Raw genomic sequence first — 22275 nt, 5'->3', positions numbered from 1 at the left:
GTGTCTACGGCGGGGAGGCCTTCGTCCCCGCCGTCGCGCGCCCCGTGGCGAGCCCGATGGCGGCGGCGACCGCCGCGAGCACGGCGACGCTGGTGAGGGCCGTGGGCAGGGAGAACCAGTCGGCCATGAAACCGATCGCGGGCGGGCCGAGGAGCATGCCGCCGTAGCCGAGGGTGGAGGCGGTGGCGACGCCGGTGGGACCGGCCAGGGCGCCCGCGCGTTCCACGGCCACGGGGAAGAGGTTGGCGAGGCCGAGTCCGGCGACGGCGAAACCGAGCAGCGCCGCCCACAGGGCGGGGGCGAGCGCGCCCAGCAGCATCCCGGCGGCGGCCGTCGTGCCGCCCGCCACCACGGTGCGGGTGCGGCCCAGGCGTTCCAGCAGGGTCGTCCCGGTCAGTCGGCCGACGGTCATGGCCAGCGCGAAGCAGGAGTATCCGATCGCCGCGACACCGGGGGAGGCGTGCAGGTCCTCCTCCAGGTGCAGCGCGCCCCAGTCGGCGAGCGCGCCCTCGCCGTACGCCGTGCACAGCGCGATCAGGCCGAAGACGGTCACCAGGGCGCGGGTACGGCGGTCCAGGCGGCGTGGGGCGCCCCGTGCCGTGCGCTCCCGGTCCGGCGGGAGGGGCGGTTGCTGGCGCAGCAGCGTTCGTCCGACCACGGCGGTCACCAGCAGGCCGACGACCGTGAGGCCGAGCAGATGACGGGTGGGCGACAGCACGCCCGCGACCAGTCCGCCGAGGCCCGCGCCGAGCATGCCGCCCAGGCTGAACGCGGCGTGGAAACTGGGCATGATCGGCCGCCGCAGGGCGGTGACGAGATCGACGGCGGCGCTGTTGAAGGCGACGTTGATGCTGCCGTACGCCGCGCCGAAGATCAGGAGTACGGCGCCGAGGGCCGCCGCGGAGTGGGTGAGCGGGGGCAGGGCCACGCTGAGGGAGAGGAGTACGGCGCACACGACCGTGACCTGGTGGCTGCCGTAGCGGCGGCACAGGCGGCCGGTCAGCATCATCGTGATGACGGCGCCCGCCGAGACGCAGAGGAGGGCGAGGCCGAGGGTGGTGGCGGAGGCGCCGGTCTGCTGCTTGATGGCGGGGATGCGGACGACCCATCCGGCGAAGACGAAGCCGTCGAGGGCGAAGAAGACGGTGAGGGCGGTGCGGAGCCGGGTGAGGTCCCTGCCGTTGTCCGGCACGACATTGTGCGAACGGGTTTTGTTTATTAGCGGCACAAAAGCAGGCTAGGTGGTGTGCCGGGGTGGGGCAAGGGTGCTGACCTGGCAGGCCGCGGCGCGGGTGCTCCTCGGCGGGGTAGGCGTGGGCGAGGGTGGGATGACCCCAGGCGGACTGGGCCGGTCCGTAGGCCGGTCCGATCGAGAGCCCGCGCGCGAGCCCGCCCATCAGGTGGGCGCGCCGGTCGGAGGCGGGAGCGGTGAGGGGCCCGGAACCGGAGGCCGGGTCGGCCGCCCCCCGGCTTTCGTGGCCAGCCTTCACCACTCACGCCGTACCGGTCAGGAGCCGGGTTCCGGCCGGTGGGCCGGGAAACGGGCGGGCCGGGATCCGCTCCAGCACTCCGCCCGCGAACACGTCGTACAGCGGCAGGGCCTCCAGGTGGACATAGCCGATGTGGCAGTCGCACACCGCCAGCGGGCAGGCGCGCGGGCGCAGCGCGGCGCGGTAGGAACCGTCGTACAGGTTGCCCAGTTCCGCGCGGACGAAGTGGCAGCGGCGCACCGTGCCGTCGCCGTCCACCGAGATCACGGACTCGCCGGTGCGGCAGGGCAGGCCCGCGCTGGTGTGCGGGCGGCGGCTGTAGGGGAACAGGGGGTCGAGGGCCGTCCACCCGTCGGCCTCGGCGTTCGTGTAGGTGTGGCCCTCCGCGGCATTGATCCACAGGTAGACATGGGCGGGCAGTTCGGCGCGCAGACGGCGGGCGTGCTCCAGGTGCTCGGGCAGGCCGACGACACCGACGCTGTGGCGGATGCCGCGGTCGGCCAGCTCCCGGCACTTGGCCAGGAAGCGGTCGTACGGGGTCTGGCCGGGGTGGTACGTGCACCACAGGGCGATGGTGTCCGGGTCGGCGTCCGCCAGCCAGTCCGTGCGGCAGCTGAGGTTGGTCTGGATCGCCACCCGGTCGATGTGGGGCAGGTGGCTCAGCTCGGCGAGGGTACGGCGGTACCAGGAGCGCACCAGGCCCTCGCCCCAGGGCGTGAACAGCAGGGACAGGCGGTCCTCCCGCTGTTCCGTCGCCCAGGTGGCGAAGCGGGCCAGCGCCTCGCGGTCCGCGGCGAGTTGGGCACGGCTGTCGCGGCGCTTGGCGAACGGGCAGTACGGGCAGTCGTAGTCGCAGGACGCCAGGGGGCCGCGGTAGAGGATCGTCAGGTTCATGGCCGACCCCGTCACTTGGTCTCGTACGCGGCCATGCGCCGCCGCACCGCCGGGGAGAACAACTCGGGGCCCAGCGCGTCCGAGTGGGCCAGGCCCTCGGGGGAGAGGCGCAGCAGCTCCGGGCCGGTGGAGTCGTCCAGCCAGCCCAGGGCCTCGAAGCGGGAGAGTTCGCTGGCGAAGTCGGCCTCGGGGGTGGTGCCGAAGCGGGTCCGGTAGTCCGGTGTCGGCATGCCCTCCACCTGGAGCAGCGACTGCAGCAGATGGCGGCGCCGGGCCTCGTCCGCGTTCATGCGCCAGCCGAAGTCCGCGTGCCGGAAGCCGTCGACCGTGCGGGCCGTGTAGTCGTCGACGATGCCGCGGATACGGTGCATGTCCACGGCGTAGTCGAAGGAGTAGTGCAGCGCCGAGGTGTACGAACGGGCGCCGCAGCCGAGGCCGATCATGCCGTCCGACTGGCAGGAGTAGTCCTCGCCGCCGGTCGCCGGGGCGTCCGTGCGGCGGAACATGCGCATCGACACCTGCTCGTAGCCGCGCTCCAGCAGATGGTCGCGGCCGAGGCGGTACAGGCGCAGCCGCTGCTCGTCCCACTCGGCGTCGGCCGCCGCCCGGTCGCGGCGGCGGTCAAGGCCGGTCAGGGGGCGGACGTAGAGGGGGTAGAGGTACAGCTCCTCGGGGCGCCAGGCGAGGGCGGCGTCGAGCGACTGGCGCCAGGTGTCGTCCGTCTGGCCCGCTATGCCGTAGATCAGGTCGATGTTGAGGACCGGGAAGCCCGCCTCGCGGATCCGGGTCAGGGCCGCCTCCACGTCCGCGCGGCGCTGTGGACGGACCGCCGTGCGGGCCTCGGTGTCGACGAAGCTCTGGATGCCCAGGCTCAGCCGGGTGGTGCCGCGCTCGGCGAGGACGGCCAGCCGGTCGGCCGTCGCCGTGGCGGGCGACGCCTCCACCGACACCGGGACCGCCCGCAGATCGGCGCCGAGACCACGCTCGGCCAGGTCGCACAGCCGCTCCAGCTCGGGGGCCGCCAGGAACGTCGGGGTGCCGCCCCCGAAGGCCGCGTTCGCGAACCGCGCGCCCTCGCCGAGCGCCTCGCGCACCGCGGTCGCCTGCCGCTCCAGCGCGTCCAGGTAGGCCGTGGTCAGTCCGTCCGGCGCCCCGATCCGCGTGAAGAGGTTGCAGAAGCCGCAGCGCACCTCGCAGAACGGGATGTGGAAGTAGAGCGAGAGGGCGTTCTTGGGCTCCTCGGCCCACAGGTCGCGCAGCCTCGCCTCCTCGCGGCGCAGCGGGCGGTAGGCGGTCTTGTGCGGGTAGGCGTAGACGTACTGCTGGTACGGGCGGACGGGGGGCGCTGCGTGGAGCGTGGTCATCGGGCCTCGTCGAGGAAGAAGTGGGCGTAGGGCACGGTCCAGACCACGTCGTGGCCGATGCGGTGGCCGGTGTAGCCGTCCTCGCCGTACGCGGTGCCGTGGTCGGAGCAGACGACGGCGAAGCACGGGCGGCGGCTGCGGGCGGCGTCGAAGAGACGGCCGATGTGCCGGTCCACGTACTCCAGCGCCGCGGCGTGGGTGGCCCGGGTGTCGCCCGCCTCGCGGGTGGCGCCGGGCAGATGGAACCAGTTGGGCTGGTGCAGCGCCGCCACGTTCACGAAGAGGAACAGACGCTGGTCGCGGGGGAGCCCCGCGACGACCTTCTCCGCGCGGGCCACCTGCGCCTCGAAGGACGTCGGCGAGGGCACCCCGAACTCCGGCTCCCAGTGGCTCTCCTGGAAGAAGCCGGGGAGCACCGAGCCCAGCGGACCCTGCTTGTTGAAGAAGCCGACGCCGCCGACGCACACCGTGCGGTAGCCGACGGCGGCCAGCCCTGACACCAGGTCGGGGGTGTCGTAGACGAAGGTGCCCGGCGCGGTGGTCTCGCTGCCCGCGAAGGCGGCGGCGAACAGCCGGGGGTGCGGGCCCGGGGTGACCGGTGTCGGCAGGAAGCCCGCGAACATGGCCTGGTGGGAGGCGTAGGTGAAGCTGCCGGGGGCGTGCCGCCGCTCCCATGCGCCGCCGGGCAGGTGCCGGGCCAGGTTCGGGATGCGCCCCGCCGCGGCCAGCTCCTGGGCCACGTCGTAGCGGAGCGTGTCCAGGGTGACCAGCAACAGGTCGTGGCTGCCGACGACTTGGTTCATGTCGATCGGCGGCGGCGCCGACGGGGACTCAGCCGGTGGCGTCATGGTGGTGCTCCTCGTGCTGTGCGTGCCGCGTCGCGGCCGGTACGGCGGCCACCTGGGCGCCGTAGGTGTCCAGACCCTCGGCGCCGCTGCCGGGCAGGCCGGTCAGACGGGGCAACAGGTCCCCGAAGGCGTTCACCTCACCGACGGTGAAGCGCCGCCAGCCGGTGGACGGCAGGACGTCCACGCCGACGCACAGCGTGCCCGGGAAGCACGCCGCCGCGCTCTCGGCGACCCGCAACGCGTCGTCGAGGCTGCCGCCCGCGGCCCGGATCGCCGCGCGGGCGGCACCCAGGTCACCACGGGCGCCGCCCAGGTGGAGGTTCGTCATGGGGTGCCGACTGGTACGCACAACGGCGTGCGTGGCGCGTCCGGCGACCACCACCACCCGCAGGTCGGCGGCCCGGCCGTCCTGCATGGCCTTCGGAACCCAGCGTTCCACATGCAGGCCGTCCGGGGCCAGCGCGTCGATCAGTGCGGCGACCTCGGGCTCCGAACCGTACTGCCGTACCCGCAGGGAGTTGAAGAGACGGCCGTCGGGGGCCGTCTCCACGGACGTCGTCGCCCTGACCCGGCCGGGACCGGCCACCGACAGCGCCACGACGCCGGACGCCGAGGAACCGTGCGCCGGTTTCACGAACGCCCGCGAGACGCCCGCCGCCCCCAACCGCTCCCGCAGGTCCGCCCAGCCGCCGACCGGACCCGGCAGGGCCGGGGGCACCGGGACGCCCGCCGTGGCCAGCCGCGCATGGCAGCGCCGCTTGTCGAACATCACCGCGACCTCCTCGGCGTCGAGGGACGGCACCGCACCCGCGCGCCGCGCCGCGTCCGTCACCTCGCGGACCGCCGCCGTGAAGCGGCGGTACCACAGCGCCGTGCCCTCCACCCGGGTGGAGTCGTCGGTGCCCCGCAGCAGCCGGTCGACCTCGGCGTTCTCACCGGGCGAGTCGATCCGCACGAACTCGCCCGGCGCGAAGGCGTACCGGCCGCGCAGCACGTCGAGCCAGGCCAGCACGCGGGGGGCCGGGTGGCCCGCCACGCGCACGGCGTCGGCGAACAGCGTCGTGCGCCGGTTCTCCGGGTTGCCCACGACGGCCCAGCGCGGGCCGGGCGCCCGGCCCCCCGTGTCACTCGGAGACGGCGACATACCGCCACTCCTGGTCCCCCCACAGATGCGGGCTGCGCGCGTCCGACAGGTCCACCTCGGTCCCGCCGGAGCCGAGCGCCGTGCGCACCCGCTCGGCCATGGCCGCACTGAGGAAGTGGTGGTGCAGGTCGAGCCGCTTGAGGTGGCTCAGCGGCTGGCCGCCGAGCAGGGCCTCGGCGCCGGTGTCGGTGAGGGTGCCCATGGACAGGCTCAGCGACTCCAGCTGGGCGACGACCGGGGCGGAGGCGACCGCCGCCGCGATCTCGTCCTGCAACTCGCTGTCCTGGAGGCCCAGATGGCGCAGGCCCGGGAACCGCCCGCCGCTCAGGACCGGGGCGAGGTCGGCGACCGTGGCGTCACCGCCGTACTGCTGGACGCCGAGCCACAGCTCCAGCCGCTCCAGCGCGGGCAGTTCGCTCGCGCCGATCGCCCGCACCACCTGGCCGGGCAGGCCACCCGACTCGAACCGCAGCACGCGCAGCGCCTCGTGGCGCACCGCGCGCAGCGACAGCTGTTCCTCGCCCAGCACCTGGGGGTCGCCGCCCCGCACGCCGAACTCCTCCAGCAGGGGGAAGGCCTCCAGTACGGGGGTGACGTCGGTGAGCTGGATCCAGGAGATCTCGCACTCCTCGCCGGTGACGTCGGCGAGGAACACGGCCCGCAGCGCGGGGAAGCGGTCCGCGTCGGCCAGGATCAGCTCCAGGCTGGGACGCAGCTCGACGTACTCCTCCTCCCACCAGGGCCCCAGGACCAGGGCCCGCACCTCGGTGCTCGGCACCCGGTCGGTGAAGCTCCGCCACACCTGCGGGAACGGCAGTTCACCGGCCTCGAAGCAGTCCAGCCGCCAGGCCACGGCATCGGCCGCCGGAAGGTCGGCCGGGTCCGCGTCGGGGTCGGGGAGCGTGAACACGGGCAGTCCGTGCAGCGTCGTGAGGTGTTCCGCGAAGGTCATGACGGCCTCACTCGGCGACGGCGGTGAAGCGGTGGACGACGCCGTCGTCCTCCCACTCCTCGCCGGTCTCGGACAGGTCGACCTCGACGCCGGACGGCTCGAGCGCGGCCCGCACCCGCTCGGCCACGCCTTCCGAGAGGAAGTTGTGGTGCAGGTCCAGCCAGGACAGATGGGTGAGCGGCTGACCGTCAAGGAGCGCCGTCGCACCCTCGTCGGTGAGCACGCCGAGCGACAGGTCGAGGGACCTGAGCTGGGCGACGACCGGGGCGGAGGCGACCGCCGCCGCGACCTCGTCCTGTATCTCGCTGTTGCGCAGGCCGAGATGGTGCAGGGCCGGGAACCGCCCGCCGCTGAGGATCGGGGCGAGGTCGGCGACCGTGGCGTCACCGCCGTACTCCGAGACGCCGAGCCATATCTCCAGGTACTCCAGCGCGGGCAGTTCGCTCGCGGCGACACCGCGCACCACCTCGCCGGGCAGGCCACCGGCCTCGAAGCTGAGCGTGCGCAGGCGCTCGTGCCGGACGGCCGGGAAGCGCAGGCCGGTGCCGCCGCGGATGCCCAGCTCCTCCAGCAGCGGGTAGGCGTCCAGGACCGGCGTGACGTCGTCGTGCTCGATCCAGGAGATCTCCGCCTCCTCCATCTCCAGGTCGCCGATGAACACGGCCCGCAGCCCGGTCAGCCGCTCCTTGGCGCCCACCAGCCGCCCCACGATGACGGAGGAGTCGCTCTCGTACGACTCGCCCCACTGGCCCACGATGAGCGCGCGGACGCCCGCGAGGTCCACCGTGTCGAGGAAGCGGTCCCACAGCTCGCCGAAGGTCTCCTTGCAGTCGTCGTCGTAGGGGTCGACGGAGAGCCGCCAGGCGACGGCGCCCGCCTCCGGCAGGTCCTGACCGGCACCCGGCGCGGGGAAGTCGAAGGCGGCGAGGCCGTGCAGTTCCTGCAGATGCTCGACGTGGGACATGACTGGTCTCCTCGGATGTGCGGACCCGGCGCCCTCGGCCGGCCCGCCAAGAGTTCTACCAAGCCGCACTGACAACACCGTTCGCGGGCTGCCCGCCGCCGCCCCGGTCCGAGGGCGTTGTCAGACCCCCCGCGTAGCGTCGTGGACATCGGTCGGCGAAGTGCCGACGGTGAAGGGAGACTTGTATGTACCGGCAAGGGGATGTCCTGATCGTGCCCGTGGCCGAGTCGGCGGTGCCGCCGGGCACGGACCGGCTGCCGGAGCAGCCGCGGGACGCTCGGGGGCGGCTGGTGCTGGCGCTCGGCGAGGTGACGGGCCACGCCCACGCCGTGGTCGGGCCGGGCACGCTGGTGCGGGAGACCGGCCCGTTCGGCGCCGCGTACCTCCATCTCCCGGACGGCGGGCGGGTGGTGCACGAGGAGCACGCGGCGATACCGCTGCCGAAGGGCTGGTACCGGGTGGTGCGGCAGCGCGAGTACGTGCCGGGCGCGGTGCGCGTCGTGGCGGACTGAGACGGCGGGGGAGAGCGAAGCGATGACGACGACCGGGACGAAGACAGAGACGGGGACTTCGGTGGCTGGGGCGGCTGCGATGACTGTGGTGGACGCTCCCGCGTCCACCGCACCGGCGGATGTGACGGTGCTGGACACGACCGCGAGGTGGCGTGCGGTCGGCGCCGCGACCGGACCGGCGGACCGTGCGGCGGCGGAGGACGGGGTGCGCCTGGCCTACCGGCTGGCCGGGCTGCCCGAGCCGGAACGGATCCTGTGGGCGGGCTCGCCCCGCGAGGGCGTCGCCCTGGCCGCACGGCTGACGGCGGAGGACGCGACCGGCCGCAGCGTCCGCGACGAGGTGCGCACCCGGCCGTGGGCGGCGGCGCGGCAGCGTGCCGCCGAGCGGCTCGGGACGTCCGGGTGGGCCGAGCACTGGCTGCTGACGGGCGCTCAGCTCTGGGACGGCACGACCGGGCTGACCGAGCGCATCAAGACCGGCGTGGTCGAGGCGCTGCCCGAGCTGCCGGGGGGTGAGCGGGCCGTCCGGCTGGTGCTGCTCGACGCGGTCCTCGGGCAGCACGACGCGGCCTGGCTGGCGGCCTTCGACGGCCCGGACGGCGAGGAGGGCCTCGCCGGGATCGCCGCGGTCGCGCGTGCGGCGGGCTGGTGGTGGCCGTACGAGAAGTGCGCCATCGTGACCGAACGCCCGGTGCGACTGCACCGCGACGAGGCGGGCCGCCTGCACCGGGGCGACGGCCCGGCGCTCGCCTTCCCCGACGGGTTCGCGCTGCACGCCTGGGGCGGCATGCCGGTGCCCGCCGCGTTCCTCGACGAACTCGCCTCGCTGACCCCGCGGCGGATCCGCGAGGAGGAGAACGCCGAGCTGCGCCGCGTGATGCTGGAGCACTACGGCTACGACCGCTATCTGGAGGAGTCCGGCGCGGAGCCCGTGCACCGGGACGAGACCGGGGTGCTGTGGCGGATCGAACTGGAGGGGGACGAGCCGCTGGTGATGGTCGAGGTCCTCAACTCCACCCCGGAGCCCGACGGCAGCCACCGCACCTACTGGCTGCGGGTGCCGCCCCGCACCCGGACCGCCCGGGAGGGCGTCGCCTGGACCTTCGGGCTGGACGCCGACGCCTACATACCGGAACGGGAGACGTGACGGGGCCGCTCCCCGACGCCGGGCCCCGGGTGCGATCGGCAGTTGCTATGTCTGGACCGGTGGGCTCCGGGGTGTGATCGGTAGTTCCTGCGTCTGGACCGGTGGGCTCCGGGGTGTGATCGGTAGTTCCTGCGTCTGGACCGGTGGGCTCCGGGGTGTGACCGGCAGCTCCTGCGTCTGGACCGCCTGGCTCCGGGGTCTGACCGGCAGTTCCCATACCCGCATCGCCGGGCCCCGGGCCCGACCGGCGGCCCTACGCCTGGACCGCCGTGGCCAGCGCCTCGCGCAGGCGGTCCAGCCACTGCTCGGCCGTGCCCGGCACCCACGGGTGCTCCTCCTGGAAGGCCGCCCAGTCCACGGCGGAGGGCCGTACCTCCGCCAGGCGCGCCAGCGCGGCGTCGGCGGCTGACGGATGGTCGGGAGTGCGGCGGGCGGAGACCACTCCCCGCCCCCCGAACACCCTCGCCAACAGTCCCCGGGACACCCGAACCCCCGGCGCCTCCGCGAGCAGCACCGCGTCGTACAGGTCCTTCCCCTGGGCGCACCCCTCGGTCGCGTCCGCGTGGAGCCACAGGAGCTTCCAGGCGAGGGAGAGTTCACGGCTCGCCGTACGCACGGGGGTGGGCCCGCTGCCGTCCGCGCTGGGGATCGCGGTGAGGACCGGGGCCTGCGGCAGGCGCTCGTCGCGGGCGAAGTCCAGCCGGGCCTCGCCGGACGACGTGCCCTCCGCCGACCAGGGGATCACCACGCGCATGCCGGGGCCGCCGCCGTCGGAGTACGACGAGTAGTGCACGGAGTATTCCGAGTACTCGGAATACTCGGGGTACTCGGAGTACGCCCAGGTCGGGTCGTCCCGGGCGCCGTCCGGATCCAGTACGACGCCCGGCGCGGCGACCGGTCGCCGTCGCACGAGGGCGAGCAACTCCTCGCGCAGCATGAGGGTGTCGGCGTCGGGCTCGATGAGCCAGTGCAGGCCCTCGGGCGGCAGGACGGCCCGCAGCCCGCCGGTGTCGAAGTCCTCGTGCTGCCAGATCTCGTACCGGGCGGCGCCGTCGGCGGCCTCCGGCCACTGCTGGACGTCCTCGAGCCCGGTGACGTAGGGGTGCGGATGCAGGGGGTCCAGGGGCACCAGGTCCGGCCGCCGGACGATCCAGTCGAGGTCGGCCGGTTCGCGTGCGGAGGAGCCCACCCAGGCGGGCATCACCATACTGCCGCGCAGGATCAGCGACTCGCCGAGCGGGGAGTCCGCGATGAGCCGGAGCAGATGATCGAGGACGGCACGGCGGGCCGGTTCGTGCCGCCGTGTCCCGTCCGTGTAGTCCGTCACGCCCCAGCTCATCACGGACGGCGCCCACGGGTCCACCTCGGAGATCGCGTGCGCGGTACTTACCAGAACGGGGGCCCACGTCGTAGCATGGAACCGAACGAATGGTCGGTTGGGGAGAGGGACGGATGGATACGGAGTCGGGACTCCAGACGCAACTCCAGTCGCAGTTCGAGGCGACCATCGCGCGGGACCAGCGGATCGAGCCGCGTGACTGGATGCCGGACGGCTACCGCAGGACGCTGGTCCGGCAGATCGCCCAGCACGCGCACTCGGAGATCATCGGGATGCAGCCGGAGGGGGAGTGGATCACCCGCGCCCCGTCGCTGCGCCGCAAGGCCATCCTGTTCGCCAAGGTCCAGGACGAGGCCGGGCACGGGCTGTATCTCTACTCGGCTGCCGAGACGCTGGGCGCCGATCGCGCGGAGCTGACCGAGCGGCTGATCGAGGGCCGCCAGAAGTACTCGTCGATCTTCAACTACCCGACCCTCAGCTTCGCCGACGTCGGCGTCATCGGCTGGTTCGTGGACGGCGCGGCGATCTGCAACCAGGTGCCGCTGTGCCGCAGCTCCTACGGGCCGTACGCGCGGGCGATGGTGCGGATCTGCAAGGAGGAGTCGTTCCACCAGCGGCAGGGCTACGAGCTGCTGATGACCATGATGCGGGGCACTGAAGGCCAGCGGGAGATGGTCCAGGACGCGGTGGACCGCTGGTGGTGGCCGTCGCTGATGATGTTCGGCCCGCCCGACCACGACTCGCCCAACTCCGCCCAGTCCATGGCCTGGAAGATCAAACGGCACAGCAACGACGAGCTGCGCCAGCGCTTCGTCGACATGACCGTCCCGCAGGCCGAGAAGCTCGGCGTGACGCTCCCCGACCCGGAGCTGCGGTGGAACGAGGAGCGCGGGCACCACGACTTCGGCACCCCCGACTGGGAGGAGCTGAAGCGGGTCATCACGGGCGACGGACCGTGCAACGCCGAACGGATGACACGGCGCCGGTCGGCCCACGAGGAAGGCGCCTGGGTGCGCGAGGCGGCGAGCGCGCACGCGGCCAAGCAGGCGGCGCGCGCGGCGAAGGGAGCGGTGGCATGACCGCCGAGAAGCGGGACTGGCCCCTGTACGAGGTGTTCGTGCGCGGCAAGCGCGGGCTGAACCACGTCCACGTGGGCTCCCTGCACGCCGCGGACGACCGGATGGCCCTCACCCACGCCCGGGACCTCTACACCCGCCGCAACGAAGGCGTGAGCATCTGGGTGGTGCGCTCCGAGCACATCGCCGCCTCCACCCGCGACGAGAAGGACCCCTTCTTCGAGCCGAGCGCCGACAAGGTGTACCGCCACCCGACGTTCTACGACATCCCCGACGACGTCCCCCACATCTAGCCCCGGCCGCGAGGAAACAGCCATGAGCGCCATGAAGGACGATCACGTCTACATGACCCTCGCCGAGGGGCACGAGGACGACACCCGCTGGGCCTACGGCACCGGCTTCGAGGACCCCCTGCACGGCGTGGACACCACCGTGCCCGACGGCGTCGACGCCGGGCGGCTGGCCGCCGAGTGCCTGGCACTGGCTGACGACGCGCTGGTCAGCGCCCAGCGGCTGGCCGAGTGGATCACCCGCGCGCCCGAGCTGGAGGAGGAGGTGGCGCTCGCCAACATCGGCCTCGACCTGCTCGGACAGGCCCGGCTCCTCTACACCCGCGCCGGACAGACCGACGGCACCGGCCGCGGCGAGGACGCCTACGCCTACTTCCGCGACCCCGGCGACTTCCGCAACGTACGCCTGGCCGAACTGCCCAACGGGGACTTCGCGTTCTCGATGGTGCGGCTGCTGGTGCTGTCCAGCTGGCGGCTCGCCCACTTCCAGCGGCTGTCGTCGCACGCCGACCCGGTGCTGGCGGCGGTCGCCGCGAAGGGCGTCAAGGAACTGACGTACCACCGGCAGTACGCGGCCGAGTGGGTGGTGCGCCTGGGCGACGGCACCGAGGAGTCGCACCGCCGGACGCGCACGGCCCTGGAGCGGGTCGGCCCGTATTTGGGCGAGCTGTTCACCGCCCACGACGCCCGGGACGAGGTCGTCGGCGTGCTGCGGCAGGTCACCGACGCGGGCGGGCTGCCCATGCCGCCGTACCGGCCGCTGCCCGGCGCCGGACGGGCCGGGGAGCACACCGAGCACCTCGCCCCGCTGCTGGCCGAGTTGCAGGGGGTGGCCCGCGCCCACCCGGAGGCGACATGGTGACCACCGCCCCGGAAGGCCTGGACGCCCGCCGCGCCCGCCGCGTCGCCGAGCGGGTGCCGGACCCCGAACTGCCCATGCTCACCCTGGCCGACCTCGGCGTGCTGCGCGGCGTCGAACTGACCGACGACGGGACGGTGGTCGCGAGCCTCACCCCGACCTACTCGGGCTGCCCGGCGATGGCGGAGATGCGCGCCGACGTGGCCGCCCGGCTGCGGGACGCCGGGTACGCGCGCGTGGAGATCCGTACGGTCCTCGACCCGCCCTGGACCAGCGACTGGATCACCCCGGCCGGGCGCCGCAAGCTCACCGAGCACGGCATCGCCCCGCCCGGCGCCGCACCCCGCCGGGACCCTGGACCGGTACCGCTGCCGCTGTCGCCCACCCGGCGCACCGTGCCCTGCCCGCGCTGCGGCTCGGCCGACACCGAGGAGACCTCCCGCTTCGCCGCCACGTCCTGCAAGGCGCTGTGGCGCTGCCGCGACTGCCGCGAGCCGTTCGAGTACGTCAAGGAGATCTAGATGACCGCGACCGTCCCCTCCCGGGCCGCACGCCCGCGCCGCCGTGCGGCCTTCCACCCGCTGCGCGTCGCCGACGTGCGGCGGCTGTGCGAGGACGCCGTGGCCGTCGGCTTCGAGATCCCGCCGGAGCTGGCCGAGGAGTTCGCGTTCGCGCCGGGCCAGTCGCTCACCCTGCGGCGGGACGTCGACGGCCGGGACGAGCGGCGCTCGTACTCCATCTGCGCACCGGCCGGTGCGGCGCCGCGCATCGGCGTGCGGGCGGTGCCGGGCGGTCTGTTCTCCTCCTGGCTGGTCAACGAGGTGCGCCCCGGCGACACCCTCGAGGTGATGGCCCCCACCGGCGCCTTCACCCCCGACCTCACCACCCCCGCCCACCACGTCCTGATCGCGGCCGGTTCCGGCATCACGCCCATGGTGTCCATCGCCGAGTCCGTGCTGGCCGCCGACGACCGTTCCACCGTCACCCTCTTCTACGGCAACCGGCGCACCGACACCGTGATGTTCGCCGAGGAACTGGCCGACCTGAAGGACCTCCACCCGACCCGCCTGCACCTCGCCCACGTCCTGTCCCGGGAACCCCGCGAGGCCGAGGTGCTCTCCGGCCGCCTCGACGCCGACCGGCTCGCCGCGCTCATCGGCGCCCTCGTCGACGTACCGGCCGCGGACCACTGGTGGCTGTGCGGCCCGCAGGGCATGGTCGGCGACGCCCAGCGGCTGCTGTCCGGCCTCGGCGTCCCCAAGGACCGCGTCCACCGCGAGCTGTTCTTCGCCGACGACGAACCCGTACGCGAGGTCCGTCACGAGGAGACCGGCCCGCGCGGACCCGTCAGCAAGGTCACCATCACCCTCGACGGCCGCTCCACCACCGCCGCCCTGCCCAGAGACCGCTCCATCCTGGAGGGCGCCCAGCGCACCCGCCCCGACCTGCCCTTCGCCTGCAAGGGCGGCGTCTGCGGCACCTGCCGCGCCCTGGTCACCGACGGCCGCGCGGACATGCGCCGCAACTTCGCCCTCGAGGACTCCGAGGTCGCCGCGGGATACGTCCTGACCTGCCAGTCGTACCCGGTCTCCGAGGCGCTGACCGTCGACTACGACAGCTGACGGCACCCCGGCGTTCCTGCTCATATCCCGGATACGTCATCGGTATTCACCCGTAACACTCCTGACGCACCCTCATCTGGCACCTCCGGTCTCAACTGCACCTCACCCCCCACGTGACCGGGTTGACCGCAATGCGCGCCCCGGCCCCCGTGCCGTGGGCGTGGGTGAGGAGGAGTGGATGGCTGCGGAGAGATCCACCGGGTCCCGGCGTGACTTCCTGCGTTCCGTGGGGATCGCGGGCGGCGCGGGAGTGCTCTACTCGGCGATGGGCGCGCTGGGCCTCGCGCCCGTTCCCGACGTCCGGGCCGAGCGGTACCGGCCGCCGAGCAGGAGCGACTTCACGCTCAGCGGGCGCGGCGCGAAGAAGGTCCTGGTGCTCGGCGGCGGCATCGCGGGCCTGGCCACCGCGTACGAACTGGGCAAGGCCGGTTACGACTGCCGGATCCTGGAGGCGGGGGACCGGCCCGGCGGCCGCAACTGGACCGTCAGGGGCGGCACTTCGCTCACCGACCTCGACGGACGCAAGCAGACCGCGTCCTTCTCGAAGGGCCAGTACATGAACGCCGGGCCCGCCCGGCTGCCCCAGTCCCACGTCACCCTCGACTACTGCCGTGAACTCGGCGTGGAACTGGAGGTGTTCACCAACCAGAACGCCAACGCGTACATCTACCACGAGAACAGCGCCGCCCTCGCGAGCCGCCCCATCCGCTGGCGCACCGCGAAGGCCGACGTCTACGGCTATGTCTCCGAACTGCTCGCCAAGGCCACCGACCAGGGCGCCCTGGACACCCGGCTCACCGCCTCCGACAAGGAACGGCTGATCGCCTTCCTGCAGAGCTTCGGCGCCATCAAGGGCAAGGCCGACGGCTACGCCTACACCGGCACCGACCGTCGCGGCTACGCGGTCGAACCGGGCGCCGCCTTCGAGGCGGGCACGGTCCTGGGACCGGTTCCCTCCCTGTCGGACGTCATCGCCAGCGGCGTCGGACAGCGGTTCTCCTTCGAACTCGGCTACGACCAGGCCATGCTGATGTTCCAGCCGGTCGGCGGCATGGACGCCATCCCCTACGCCCTGGCCGAGGCGATCGGCCCCGACCGCATCACCTACGGCGCCCGGGCACTGGAGGTCACCGACCTCCCCGACGGCGCCGAGGTCACCTACCAGGACGCCCGCGGCCGGGTCCGCGGCCAGCGCGCCGACTTCGTGGTGGCCGCCGTACCGCCCATGGTCATGGCCCGCATCAAGCACAACCTCGGCGCCCAGGTCACCGCCGCGCTGGAGTACCCCACCGCGACGCCGGTCGGCAAGATCGGCCTGGAGTACCGCAGCCGCTGGTGGGAGACCGACGAGCACATATACGGCGGCATCACGCCGACCGACATGGACCTCTCCACGATCTGGTACCCGTCGTACGGCTACCAGGGCCGCCGCGGCACCCTCATCGGCTACTACCACTTCGGCGCCAACGCCCTCTCCTACGGCGCCCTGCCGCACGAGCAGCGTCTCGCGCGGGCGGTGAGCCAGGGCGTGAAGATCCACGGCGAGAAGTACCGCTCCGAACTGGAGCGCTCCTTCAGCGTGGCCTGGCACCGCACCCCGCACATCGAGGGCGGCTGGGTGGGCTGGCCCTCGCAGGACGGACCGGAGTACAAGCTCCTCAACCAGCCCGCCGGGCACGTCTACTTCGCCGGTGACTGGCTCAGCCACGTCATCGCCTGGCAGCACGGCGCCCTCACCTCGGCCCGCAAGGTCGTGACCGGTATCCACGAGAGGGTGATGGCGGCGTGAAGCGACGTACTCAGGTGCTCGTCGGAACCGTGCTGACCGGCTCGCTGCTGACCGGCGGCGCCACGGTCGCCGGTGCGGGCGGCTGGTGGCCCGGGCCCAAGGAAGTGCGGGTCATGCTGCCCGAGGGGCAGTCCAATCCCGCCATCGCCAACGGCGTGGTGACCGGGGGTGAGGTCGCCGGGTACCAGAGCAGCGGCCTCGGGCCCTCCGCCCTCAACCCCGCGGCCCCGGCCGGGACCCCGGAACGCTACACCGACCCGGCCCTCACCGAGGGCGCCGAGGGGGTCACCGTCACCGAGGCGCAGGCGCTCGTCGTCCTGCGCAACATCAGGACGAATCTGGCGGCGGCGGGCCTCACCCCGGCCGACGTCGTCACCATGAAGTGCTACCTCATGAAGCCGCCCGGCGCCCAGGTCGCCGACTACGCGGGCTGGAACCGCGCGTACCGGCAGTACTTCGCCAATGTCGACCTGGAGACCCGGCAGGTCGTGCCGGTGCCGATGGGTACCTCCGCGCCGCGGCCACCCCTGCTCGCCAACAAGGCCCGCCCGGCGCGGGCCACGATGGAGGTCGCCTCGCTGGCCGTACCGGGCTGGCTGGTGGAGGTGGAGGTGACGGCGGTGTACAGGAAGCGCTGATCGAGGGGGCACGCCAGGGTCAGCCCGGCGTGCCCCGCTCACCGGCCGACCGGATCACCGTCCGGGCCGCACGGCTGCGGCAGCAGCACGGCATGGCCCCCGTGCCGGAGCGGCGTACCGAGCCGCAACCGGTCGGCCTCCTCCCCGGTCACCGCGTCGACGAGATGCACCTCGCCGTGGCCACCCCGCGTCACCGCCACCCAGTCCGCGTCCGGCGACGCGGCCACCGCCCGGCGCTGGACGCCCTCCCAGGGCGTGCCCCCGGCGCGGGGCGCGCCGTCCATGGCGGGCAGCGGGACACGGCGCACCGCCCCCTCCGGCTCGCCCAGCAGGACGAGTTCGTCGCCGCCGGGGTGGATCCGGGCGAACGCCGTGTGCCGCCGGGCCGGGGCCAGCCGGAAGACCAGTCCCGGGCCGAGGTCGGTCAGGGTCGTGGCCCCGGTGCCGAGGTCGTGGCGCCAGGCCTGGTTGGTCCACTCCGGCCAGCGCAGCGGGTCGGCGGGGCCGCCGCGCAACGTCGACCACAGGGCTTGCCGCCGCCCGTCCAGCCGTAGGTACCAGCCCCGCGCGGGCGCGCCCCACGGAATCACCGGCTCCGCGACCAGAGTGCCGTCCGCCCACCGCGCCCGGTGCACTCCCTCGCCGGTGGCCGCGAACACCCGTCGCTCGCCCGGGTCCTGGGCGTCACCGTGCCCGTCGTCCGGCAACGGCAGGGTCGCGACGGGGGTGACGGGCGGGCAGCCGGGCGGTGCGGCGAGCAGATCGGCGTACCGGTGGACGTCCAGGGAGCCGGGCTCACGGTGCCGCAGCACGACGACCGGGTCCCCGGGGCCGAGCACGGTCACCCCCGGCTCACCGACCCGGGTCCGCACCCGCGCCGCGTCGCCGGTGGCCAGGTCCGCGACGGTGAGCAGGTCCGACCAGGGGGCGCCGTTCCTGCCCAGTCCCGTCGTGACGGCCACCCATCGGCCCGACGGATCGGTGGCGAGGTGCTCGGCCGGTACGGCCACGGGTATCGCGGCGGCCACCGGTTCGGGTCCGTACGGGTCGAGGACGAGCAGTTCCCCGCGCCGGTCGTCGACACAGGCCACGCGTCCGCGCGACAGCGACAGGAACCCGGCGTGCTCCGAGAGGTGACGGCCCGTCAGTTCCCAGAGGACGTCACCGTCGGGGACCGTCACCGCGTACACATGGCCCGCCATGTGGTCGGAGACGAGGAGTAGCGGGTCGGTGGTCATGGGCGGCCTCCATCGGTGATCCGGAACCTCTGACTGAAAATGATTATCATGTATGGTCGGTGCGTTCCGGACCACGAACAGAAGCGAGGGCACCGAATGCTGCGCTCCCCCTGGAGAGTCATACGACGCGGCCTGGCCGCCGCCGTCCTGGGCGCGGCCCTGCTGGGCTGCGGCGCCGCCACCGAGACGGAGGAGACCGCGAACGACGCCGGGAGCGACGTCACCGACGTCACCGTCGAACCCATCAAGGAGACCCGGCGCCTGACCGACGCCAACGGCGTCACGATCTCCCTGGAGGAGAAGCCGCAGCGGATCGTCTGCCTCGTCGCGCTCTGCGACGACATCCTGACCGAGCTGGGCATCACCCCGGTGGCCAGCAACAACGAACTCCTCGCCCAGCCCGGCTTCCTGGGCGAGGCAAAGGCCAAGGAGGTCGCCGTCATACCCGGCGGGTTCATCGCCCCCGAGGTGGAGGCGATCCTCTCCCACAAGCCGGACCTGGTGATCGGCCTGGAGGACACCCACGGCAAGCTGGCCCCCGCGCTGAAGGGCGCCACCACCTTCTGGCCCATGCAGCCCGCCACCTGGCAGGACAGCGTGGCCTACCTGCGCGACACCGCCGCGCTCACCGGCCGCACGGCCCAGGGCGAGAAGGCCGAGAAGACCTTCCGCACCAAGCTCGCCGAGGCCGAGAAGGGCAGGAGCGACAAGACCGCGCTCATCATCTACGGCAGCGACGAGAACTTCGGCGTCGCCACCCCCGGCACCGACGTCGCCGCCGGACTCTTCCCGAAGCTGGCCGACTACCCCTGGAAGTCCCGTGGCGTGGAGGGCAGTTACAGCCTGGAGGAGATCCTCGCCCAGGGCGTGGACGTCCTCTTCGTCGAGACCCTGAGCTTCGGGGAACCGGACGGCAAGCTGTCCGAGAAGCTGGCGAAGAACCCGCTGTGGGGGAAGATCCCGGCCGTGCGCGACGGGAACGTCCACGAGGTCAACTCCGAGGTGTGGGCCAAGGGACGCGGCACCCGCTCACTGGGCATCGTCCTCGACGAGGCCGTGGCCGCGCTGCGGTGACCGGACGGCCGTACCCCAGAACACAGCTCCTGACCCTGCTCGCCCTGCTGGTGGCGGCGGCCCTGTGCGCGCTGAGCCTCGGCACGCCCTACGTCCCCCCGCACCGGCTGTTCGGCGGGGGCGACGGGATCACCCGCGTCGTCGTCACCGAACTGCGCGTGCCCCGGCTGGTGCTGGCGCTGCTCGCGGGGGCCTGTCTGGGCGCGGCGGGGCTGGTGCTCCAGGAGGCGCTGCGCAACCCCCTGGCCGTCCCGGAGATGCTGGGCGTCTCCTCGGGGGCGGCCCTCGGGGTCGCCGCACCCCTGGTGCTGGCGGTGGCGGTGCCCGCCGCCGTACAGCCCCTGCTCGCCATCGGCGGGGCGGCGCTCGGCGGCGGGCTCACCCTGCTCGCCGCCGGGCTCGGGCGCAGCCCGTCCGCCGTGCTGCTCACCGGCGCCGCGGTCGCCGCCGCGCTCCAGGCCGCGCTGCTGGTGCTGATGGTGATGGCCGACCAGCTCGACCTCCAGCTCATCTACCGGTATCTGCTCGGCTCGCTCTCCGCCCGCACCTGGGACGACGTGACGGGGCTGTGGCCGTGGCTGCTGGTCGCGGTGCCCGCGCTGGTGCTGTGCGCACCGGTGCTCGCGGTGCTGCGCCTCGGCGACGACGACGCCGAGGCGCTGGGGGTACGCGTGCGGCGGGCCCGGTTCGCGGCGCTCGCCGTCACCGTCGTGCTGATCGCGCCGGTGACCGCCGTGTGCGGGCCGGTGGCCTGGGTCGGCTTCCTCGCCCCGCACCTGGCCCGGCGCCTCAACCCCCGTGCCGACGCGGTGCGCTGGCTGCCCTGGTCCGCGGCGTGGGGTGCGGCCGTCGTGGCCGTCGCCGACGTGCCCGCCCGGCTCGCGCTGGCGCCGGTGGAGACCCCGGCCGGTGCCTGGACGGCGCTGCTGGGCGTGCCGGCCGGGGTGGCGCTGCTGCGGAGGTCCCGATGAGGGCGCGCGCGTGGGGCGTCCTCGGCGCGCTCCTGCTGCTGGCCTCCGCCGCCTCGCTGCTCGCCGGGCGGGCCATGTCCCCGCCCGTGGTGTGGGACGTACTCACCGGCGGCGGAGGCGAGCTGGAGCGCCATGTGCTGTTCCGGCTGCGGCTGCCGAGGCTGCTGGTGTCGCTCGGGGCGGGCGCCTGCCTCGGGGTGGCGGGTCTCGTCCTCCAGTCGGCGCTGCGCAATCCGCTCGCCGGGCCCGAGGTCACCGGGGTGACGCCGGGGGCGGTCCTGGGCGCGGTCACCGCGACCGGGCTGGGGCTCGCGGGGTGGCAGTCGCCGTTCGCCGTGGTCGTCGCCGCGTGCGCGGGCGGCTGCGCCGGGGCGGGGCTGTTGTGGCTGCTGACCGGGCGGGGCCGGGCGGACCCCGCGCAGACCGCCGTGCACGGGGTGCTGGTCTCGGCGGTGCTCGGCGGGCTGACGGCGATGGTGCTGCTGGTGGCGCCGGGCGAGCTGGGCAGTGTCGTGCAGTGGCTGGTCGGCACCACGGAGGGCCGGGTGTGGGAGCACTGGCACCTGCTCTGGCCCTGGGCGCTGCTCTGGGGCGCCGCGGCGTGGCTGCTGACCGGGCCGCTGACCCTGTTGCGCTGCGGGGACGAACTCGCCGCCGCCGCGGGGCTTTCGGCCGCCCGCGCCCGGACCCTCGCCCTGCTGTGCGCGGTGGCGCTGACGGCGGGCGCGGTGGCCTCGGTGGGCGCGCTGGGCTTCGTGGGACTGCTCGTACCGCATCTCGCGGTGGCCGTCTTCGGCGCCGATCTACGGGTCTCCCTGCCCGGCGCCGGACTGCTGGGGGCGGTCGTGGTGGGCGGGGCGGACGCGGCGGCGCAGGCGGCGTCGCGGCTGCTGGCCCTCGCGCTGGACAGCGACCGGCTCACCCTGCCCGTCGGGGCGCTCACCACCTGCGCCGGGGCGGTGGCGCTGCTGGTGGTCGTGCGGCGCACACCGGGCGGGAGCTTCTAGGCCGTGCGGAAATCCTCAGTGGTGAAGGACCGAGAACATGAGCGAACTCACGGGCATCCGCGTGGAGGACGTCCACTTCGGATATCCCGGCCGACCGGTGCTGAACGGCGTCGAGTTGACCGTCGAGCCGGGCGAACTGACCGCCCTCGTCGGCCTCAACGGCTGCGGCAAGTCCACCCTGCTGCGGCTCGCGGCCGGGCTGCTGCGCCCCGGCGCGGGGCGGGTGCTGCTCGGCGGCCACGACCTGGCCCGCCTCTCCCGGCGCGCCGCCGCCCGGCACGTGGCCCTGCTGCACCAGTCGGCCCCGGCCGTCCCCGGTATGACGGTACGTCAGCTCGTCCGCCAGGGACGGTACGCCGCCCGCGGCCCGCTCGGCATGCTCCGCGAGGGCGACGACGCCGTGGTGCGGCGCGCGCTGGCGGACGTGGGCGTGACGGGGTGGGCGGACCGTCCCGTCGACGCGCTCTCCGGGGGTGAACGCCAGCGGGTGCGGCTGGCGATGGCGCTCGCGCAGGACACCCGGGTGCTGCTGCTGGACGAGCCGACCACCTATCTCGATCTGCACCACCAGCTCGACGTGCTCCGGACGGTGGTGCGGCTGCGCGAGGAGCGCGGTCTGACCGTCGTCATGGTGCTGCACGACCTCGCCCACGCCGCCCGGTTCGCCGAGCGGATCGTGGCGCTGCGGGACGGCCGTGTGGTGGCCGACGGGGCGCCCAAGGAGGTCGTCACCCCGGACTTCCTCGCGCGGGTGCTGCGGGTGGCGGGCCGGGTGGGGCGGGACCCCGAGGGGGGGTGGCCCGTGTGTTACCCAGATCACCCTCTCCACGACTAGCGGAACGATAATCATATTCATTAACTTCTCTCGTGTGGTGATCAGCGGATCGCCACAACTCCCAAGTGAAGGAGGAACGTTCATGGAGAACGAGCAGGTCTTCGCTCCGATCGCCGACCCGGGTCAGCTGGCCCACGACTCGGCGTCCCACTCCAACGCTCTCGTCGAGAACCCGTTCGAGGACACCGAGGAGTAAGCGAGGGCGACTCCCTCACAGCGGGC

The 22275-nt window shown here is 73.7% G+C and carries 23 protein-coding genes; 14 read left to right on the top strand and 9 right to left on the bottom strand.

The annotated features are described in order from the left end of the window. Nucleotides 1-4 precede the first annotated feature (4 nt). The 7 genes from ACFVQG_RS02205 to ACFVQG_RS02175 form a co-directional block, all read right to left on the bottom strand. Complete coding sequence (locus ACFVQG_RS02205) at nt 5-1192, bottom strand: MFS transporter (RefSeq protein ID WP_383375806.1); 1188 nt, start codon at nt 1190-1192, stop codon at nt 5-7. A 301-nt stretch (nt 1193-1493) separates the two neighbouring features. Then, a complete protein-coding gene (locus tag ACFVQG_RS02200) occupies nt 1494-2384 on the bottom strand; it encodes an STM4011 family radical SAM protein (RefSeq protein WP_383375803.1) in 891 nt (296 codons plus the stop codon). An 11-nt stretch (nt 2385-2395) separates the two neighbouring features. Next, nucleotides 2396-3748, bottom strand: coding sequence for an STM4012 family radical SAM protein (locus tag ACFVQG_RS02195; protein ID WP_383375801.1), 1353 nt, complete (start codon nt 3746-3748; stop codon nt 2396-2398). Then, nucleotides 3745-4551, bottom strand: coding sequence for an STM4013/SEN3800 family hydrolase (locus ACFVQG_RS02190; RefSeq protein WP_383376509.1), 807 nt, complete (start codon nt 4549-4551; stop codon nt 3745-3747). Before ACFVQG_RS02190 ends, ACFVQG_RS02195 begins: the two co-directional genes overlap by 4 nt. A 28-nt stretch (nt 4552-4579) precedes the next feature. After that, nucleotides 4580-5740, bottom strand: coding sequence for an STM4014 family protein (locus ACFVQG_RS02185; RefSeq protein ID WP_383375799.1), 1161 nt, complete (start codon nt 5738-5740; stop codon nt 4580-4582). After that, nucleotides 5721-6692, bottom strand: a complete 972-nt coding sequence (locus ACFVQG_RS02180) for an STM4015 family protein (RefSeq protein WP_383375797.1) — start codon at nt 6690-6692, stop codon at nt 5721-5723. The genes ACFVQG_RS02185 and ACFVQG_RS02180 overlap by 20 nt, the downstream gene beginning before the upstream one ends. Before the next feature lie 7 nt (nt 6693-6699). Then, entirely contained in the window at nt 6700-7656 is a 957-nt protein-coding gene (locus ACFVQG_RS02175; protein ID WP_383375795.1) for an STM4015 family protein, read from the bottom strand. 185 nt (nt 7657-7841) lie between these two features. On the opposite strand from ACFVQG_RS02175, the gene ACFVQG_RS02170 reads away from it, so the two are divergent. Beyond that, a complete protein-coding gene (locus tag ACFVQG_RS02170; protein WP_383375793.1) occupies nt 7842-8168 on the top strand; it encodes a hypothetical protein in 327 nt (108 codons plus the stop codon). A gap of 79 nt (nt 8169-8247) precedes the next feature. Further along, nucleotides 8248-9315, top strand: coding sequence for a DUF6745 domain-containing protein (locus ACFVQG_RS02165; RefSeq protein ID WP_383375791.1), 1068 nt, complete (start codon nt 8248-8250; stop codon nt 9313-9315). A 253-nt stretch (nt 9316-9568) separates the two neighbouring features. On the opposite strand, the gene ACFVQG_RS02160 is transcribed toward ACFVQG_RS02165, so the two are convergent. Beyond that, nucleotides 9569-10642: a nucleotidyl transferase AbiEii/AbiGii toxin family protein gene (locus ACFVQG_RS02160; protein WP_383375789.1), complete on the bottom strand. Its 1074-nt coding sequence runs from the start codon at nt 10640-10642 to the stop codon at nt 9569-9571. Between the two features lie 125 nt (nt 10643-10767). Between ACFVQG_RS02160 and paaA the strand changes: the two genes are divergently transcribed. From paaA to ACFVQG_RS02125, 7 genes are all read left to right on the top strand, one after another. Next, a complete protein-coding gene (gene paaA / locus ACFVQG_RS02155; RefSeq protein ID WP_383375786.1) occupies nt 10768-11733 on the top strand; it encodes a 1,2-phenylacetyl-CoA epoxidase subunit PaaA in 966 nt (321 codons plus the stop codon). Beyond that, entirely contained in the window at nt 11730-12023 is a 294-nt protein-coding gene (paaB, locus tag ACFVQG_RS02150) for a 1,2-phenylacetyl-CoA epoxidase subunit PaaB (RefSeq protein ID WP_210924782.1), read from the top strand. The genes paaA and paaB overlap by 4 nt, the downstream gene beginning before the upstream one ends. Before the next feature lie 31 nt (nt 12024-12054). After that, nucleotides 12055-12882 carry a 1,2-phenylacetyl-CoA epoxidase subunit PaaC gene (gene paaC, locus ACFVQG_RS02145; RefSeq protein WP_383376507.1) on the top strand — a complete coding sequence of 276 codons (828 nt, stop codon included), beginning with the start codon at nt 12055-12057 and terminating at the stop codon, nt 12880-12882. Continuing rightward, a complete protein-coding gene (gene paaD / locus ACFVQG_RS02140; protein WP_383375784.1) occupies nt 12876-13400 on the top strand; it encodes a 1,2-phenylacetyl-CoA epoxidase subunit PaaD in 525 nt (174 codons plus the stop codon). Before paaC ends, paaD begins: the two co-directional genes overlap by 7 nt. Continuing rightward, entirely contained in the window at nt 13401-14501 is a 1101-nt protein-coding gene (paaE, locus tag ACFVQG_RS02135) for a 1,2-phenylacetyl-CoA epoxidase subunit PaaE (RefSeq protein ID WP_383375782.1), read from the top strand. It abuts the gene before it with no gap. A gap of 178 nt (nt 14502-14679) precedes the next feature. Beyond that, nucleotides 14680-16290 (top strand): flavin monoamine oxidase family protein, encoded by a 1611-nt coding sequence (locus tag ACFVQG_RS02130; RefSeq protein WP_383375779.1) that lies wholly within the window; start codon nt 14680-14682, stop codon nt 16288-16290. Beyond that, nucleotides 16287-16928, top strand: a complete 642-nt coding sequence (locus ACFVQG_RS02125; protein ID WP_383375777.1) for a Rid family hydrolase — start codon at nt 16287-16289, stop codon at nt 16926-16928. Before ACFVQG_RS02130 ends, ACFVQG_RS02125 begins: the two co-directional genes overlap by 4 nt. A 38-nt stretch (nt 16929-16966) precedes the next feature. On the opposite strand, the gene ACFVQG_RS02120 is transcribed toward ACFVQG_RS02125, so the two are convergent. Then, nucleotides 16967-18166 carry a hypothetical protein gene (locus ACFVQG_RS02120; RefSeq protein ID WP_383375775.1) on the bottom strand — a complete coding sequence of 400 codons (1200 nt, stop codon included), beginning with the start codon at nt 18164-18166 and terminating at the stop codon, nt 16967-16969. A gap of 96 nt (nt 18167-18262) precedes the next feature. Here ACFVQG_RS02120 and ACFVQG_RS02115 point away from each other — a divergent pair, with 96 nt between their 5' ends. The 5 genes from ACFVQG_RS02115 to amiA all read left to right on the top strand — a co-directional run bounded on the left by ACFVQG_RS02115 (nt 18263) and on the right by amiA (nt 22249). Further along, entirely contained in the window at nt 18263-19240 is a 978-nt protein-coding gene (locus ACFVQG_RS02115) for an ABC transporter substrate-binding protein (RefSeq protein WP_383375773.1), read from the top strand. A gap of 44 nt (nt 19241-19284) precedes the next feature. Then, nucleotides 19285-20211, top strand: a complete 927-nt coding sequence (locus ACFVQG_RS02110; protein WP_383376505.1) for a FecCD family ABC transporter permease — start codon at nt 19285-19287, stop codon at nt 20209-20211. Next, complete coding sequence (locus ACFVQG_RS02105) at nt 20208-21218, top strand: FecCD family ABC transporter permease (protein WP_383375771.1); 1011 nt, start codon at nt 20208-20210, stop codon at nt 21216-21218. Before ACFVQG_RS02110 ends, ACFVQG_RS02105 begins: the two co-directional genes overlap by 4 nt. 37 nt (nt 21219-21255) lie before the next feature. Then, on the top strand, nt 21256-22053 hold the full coding sequence (locus ACFVQG_RS02100) for an ABC transporter ATP-binding protein (RefSeq protein ID WP_383375769.1): 798 nt from the start codon (nt 21256-21258) through the stop codon (nt 22051-22053). Nucleotides 22054-22135: 82 nt separating this feature from the next. Next, nucleotides 22136-22249 carry a streptamidine family RiPP gene (amiA, locus tag ACFVQG_RS02095; protein ID WP_240449383.1) on the top strand — a complete coding sequence of 38 codons (114 nt, stop codon included), beginning with the start codon at nt 22136-22138 and terminating at the stop codon, nt 22247-22249. The last annotated feature ends 26 nt before the right edge of the window (nt 22250-22275 follow it).

Origin of the sequence: Streptomyces sp. NPDC057877, assembly GCF_042796855.1 — a bacterium.
In the GTDB taxonomy this organism is placed as follows: Bacteria; Actinomycetota; Actinomycetes; order Streptomycetales; family Streptomycetaceae; genus Streptomyces.
The sequence above is the reverse complement of the archived record's forward strand: the minus strand, read 5'-3'. Positions and strand labels throughout refer to the sequence as shown.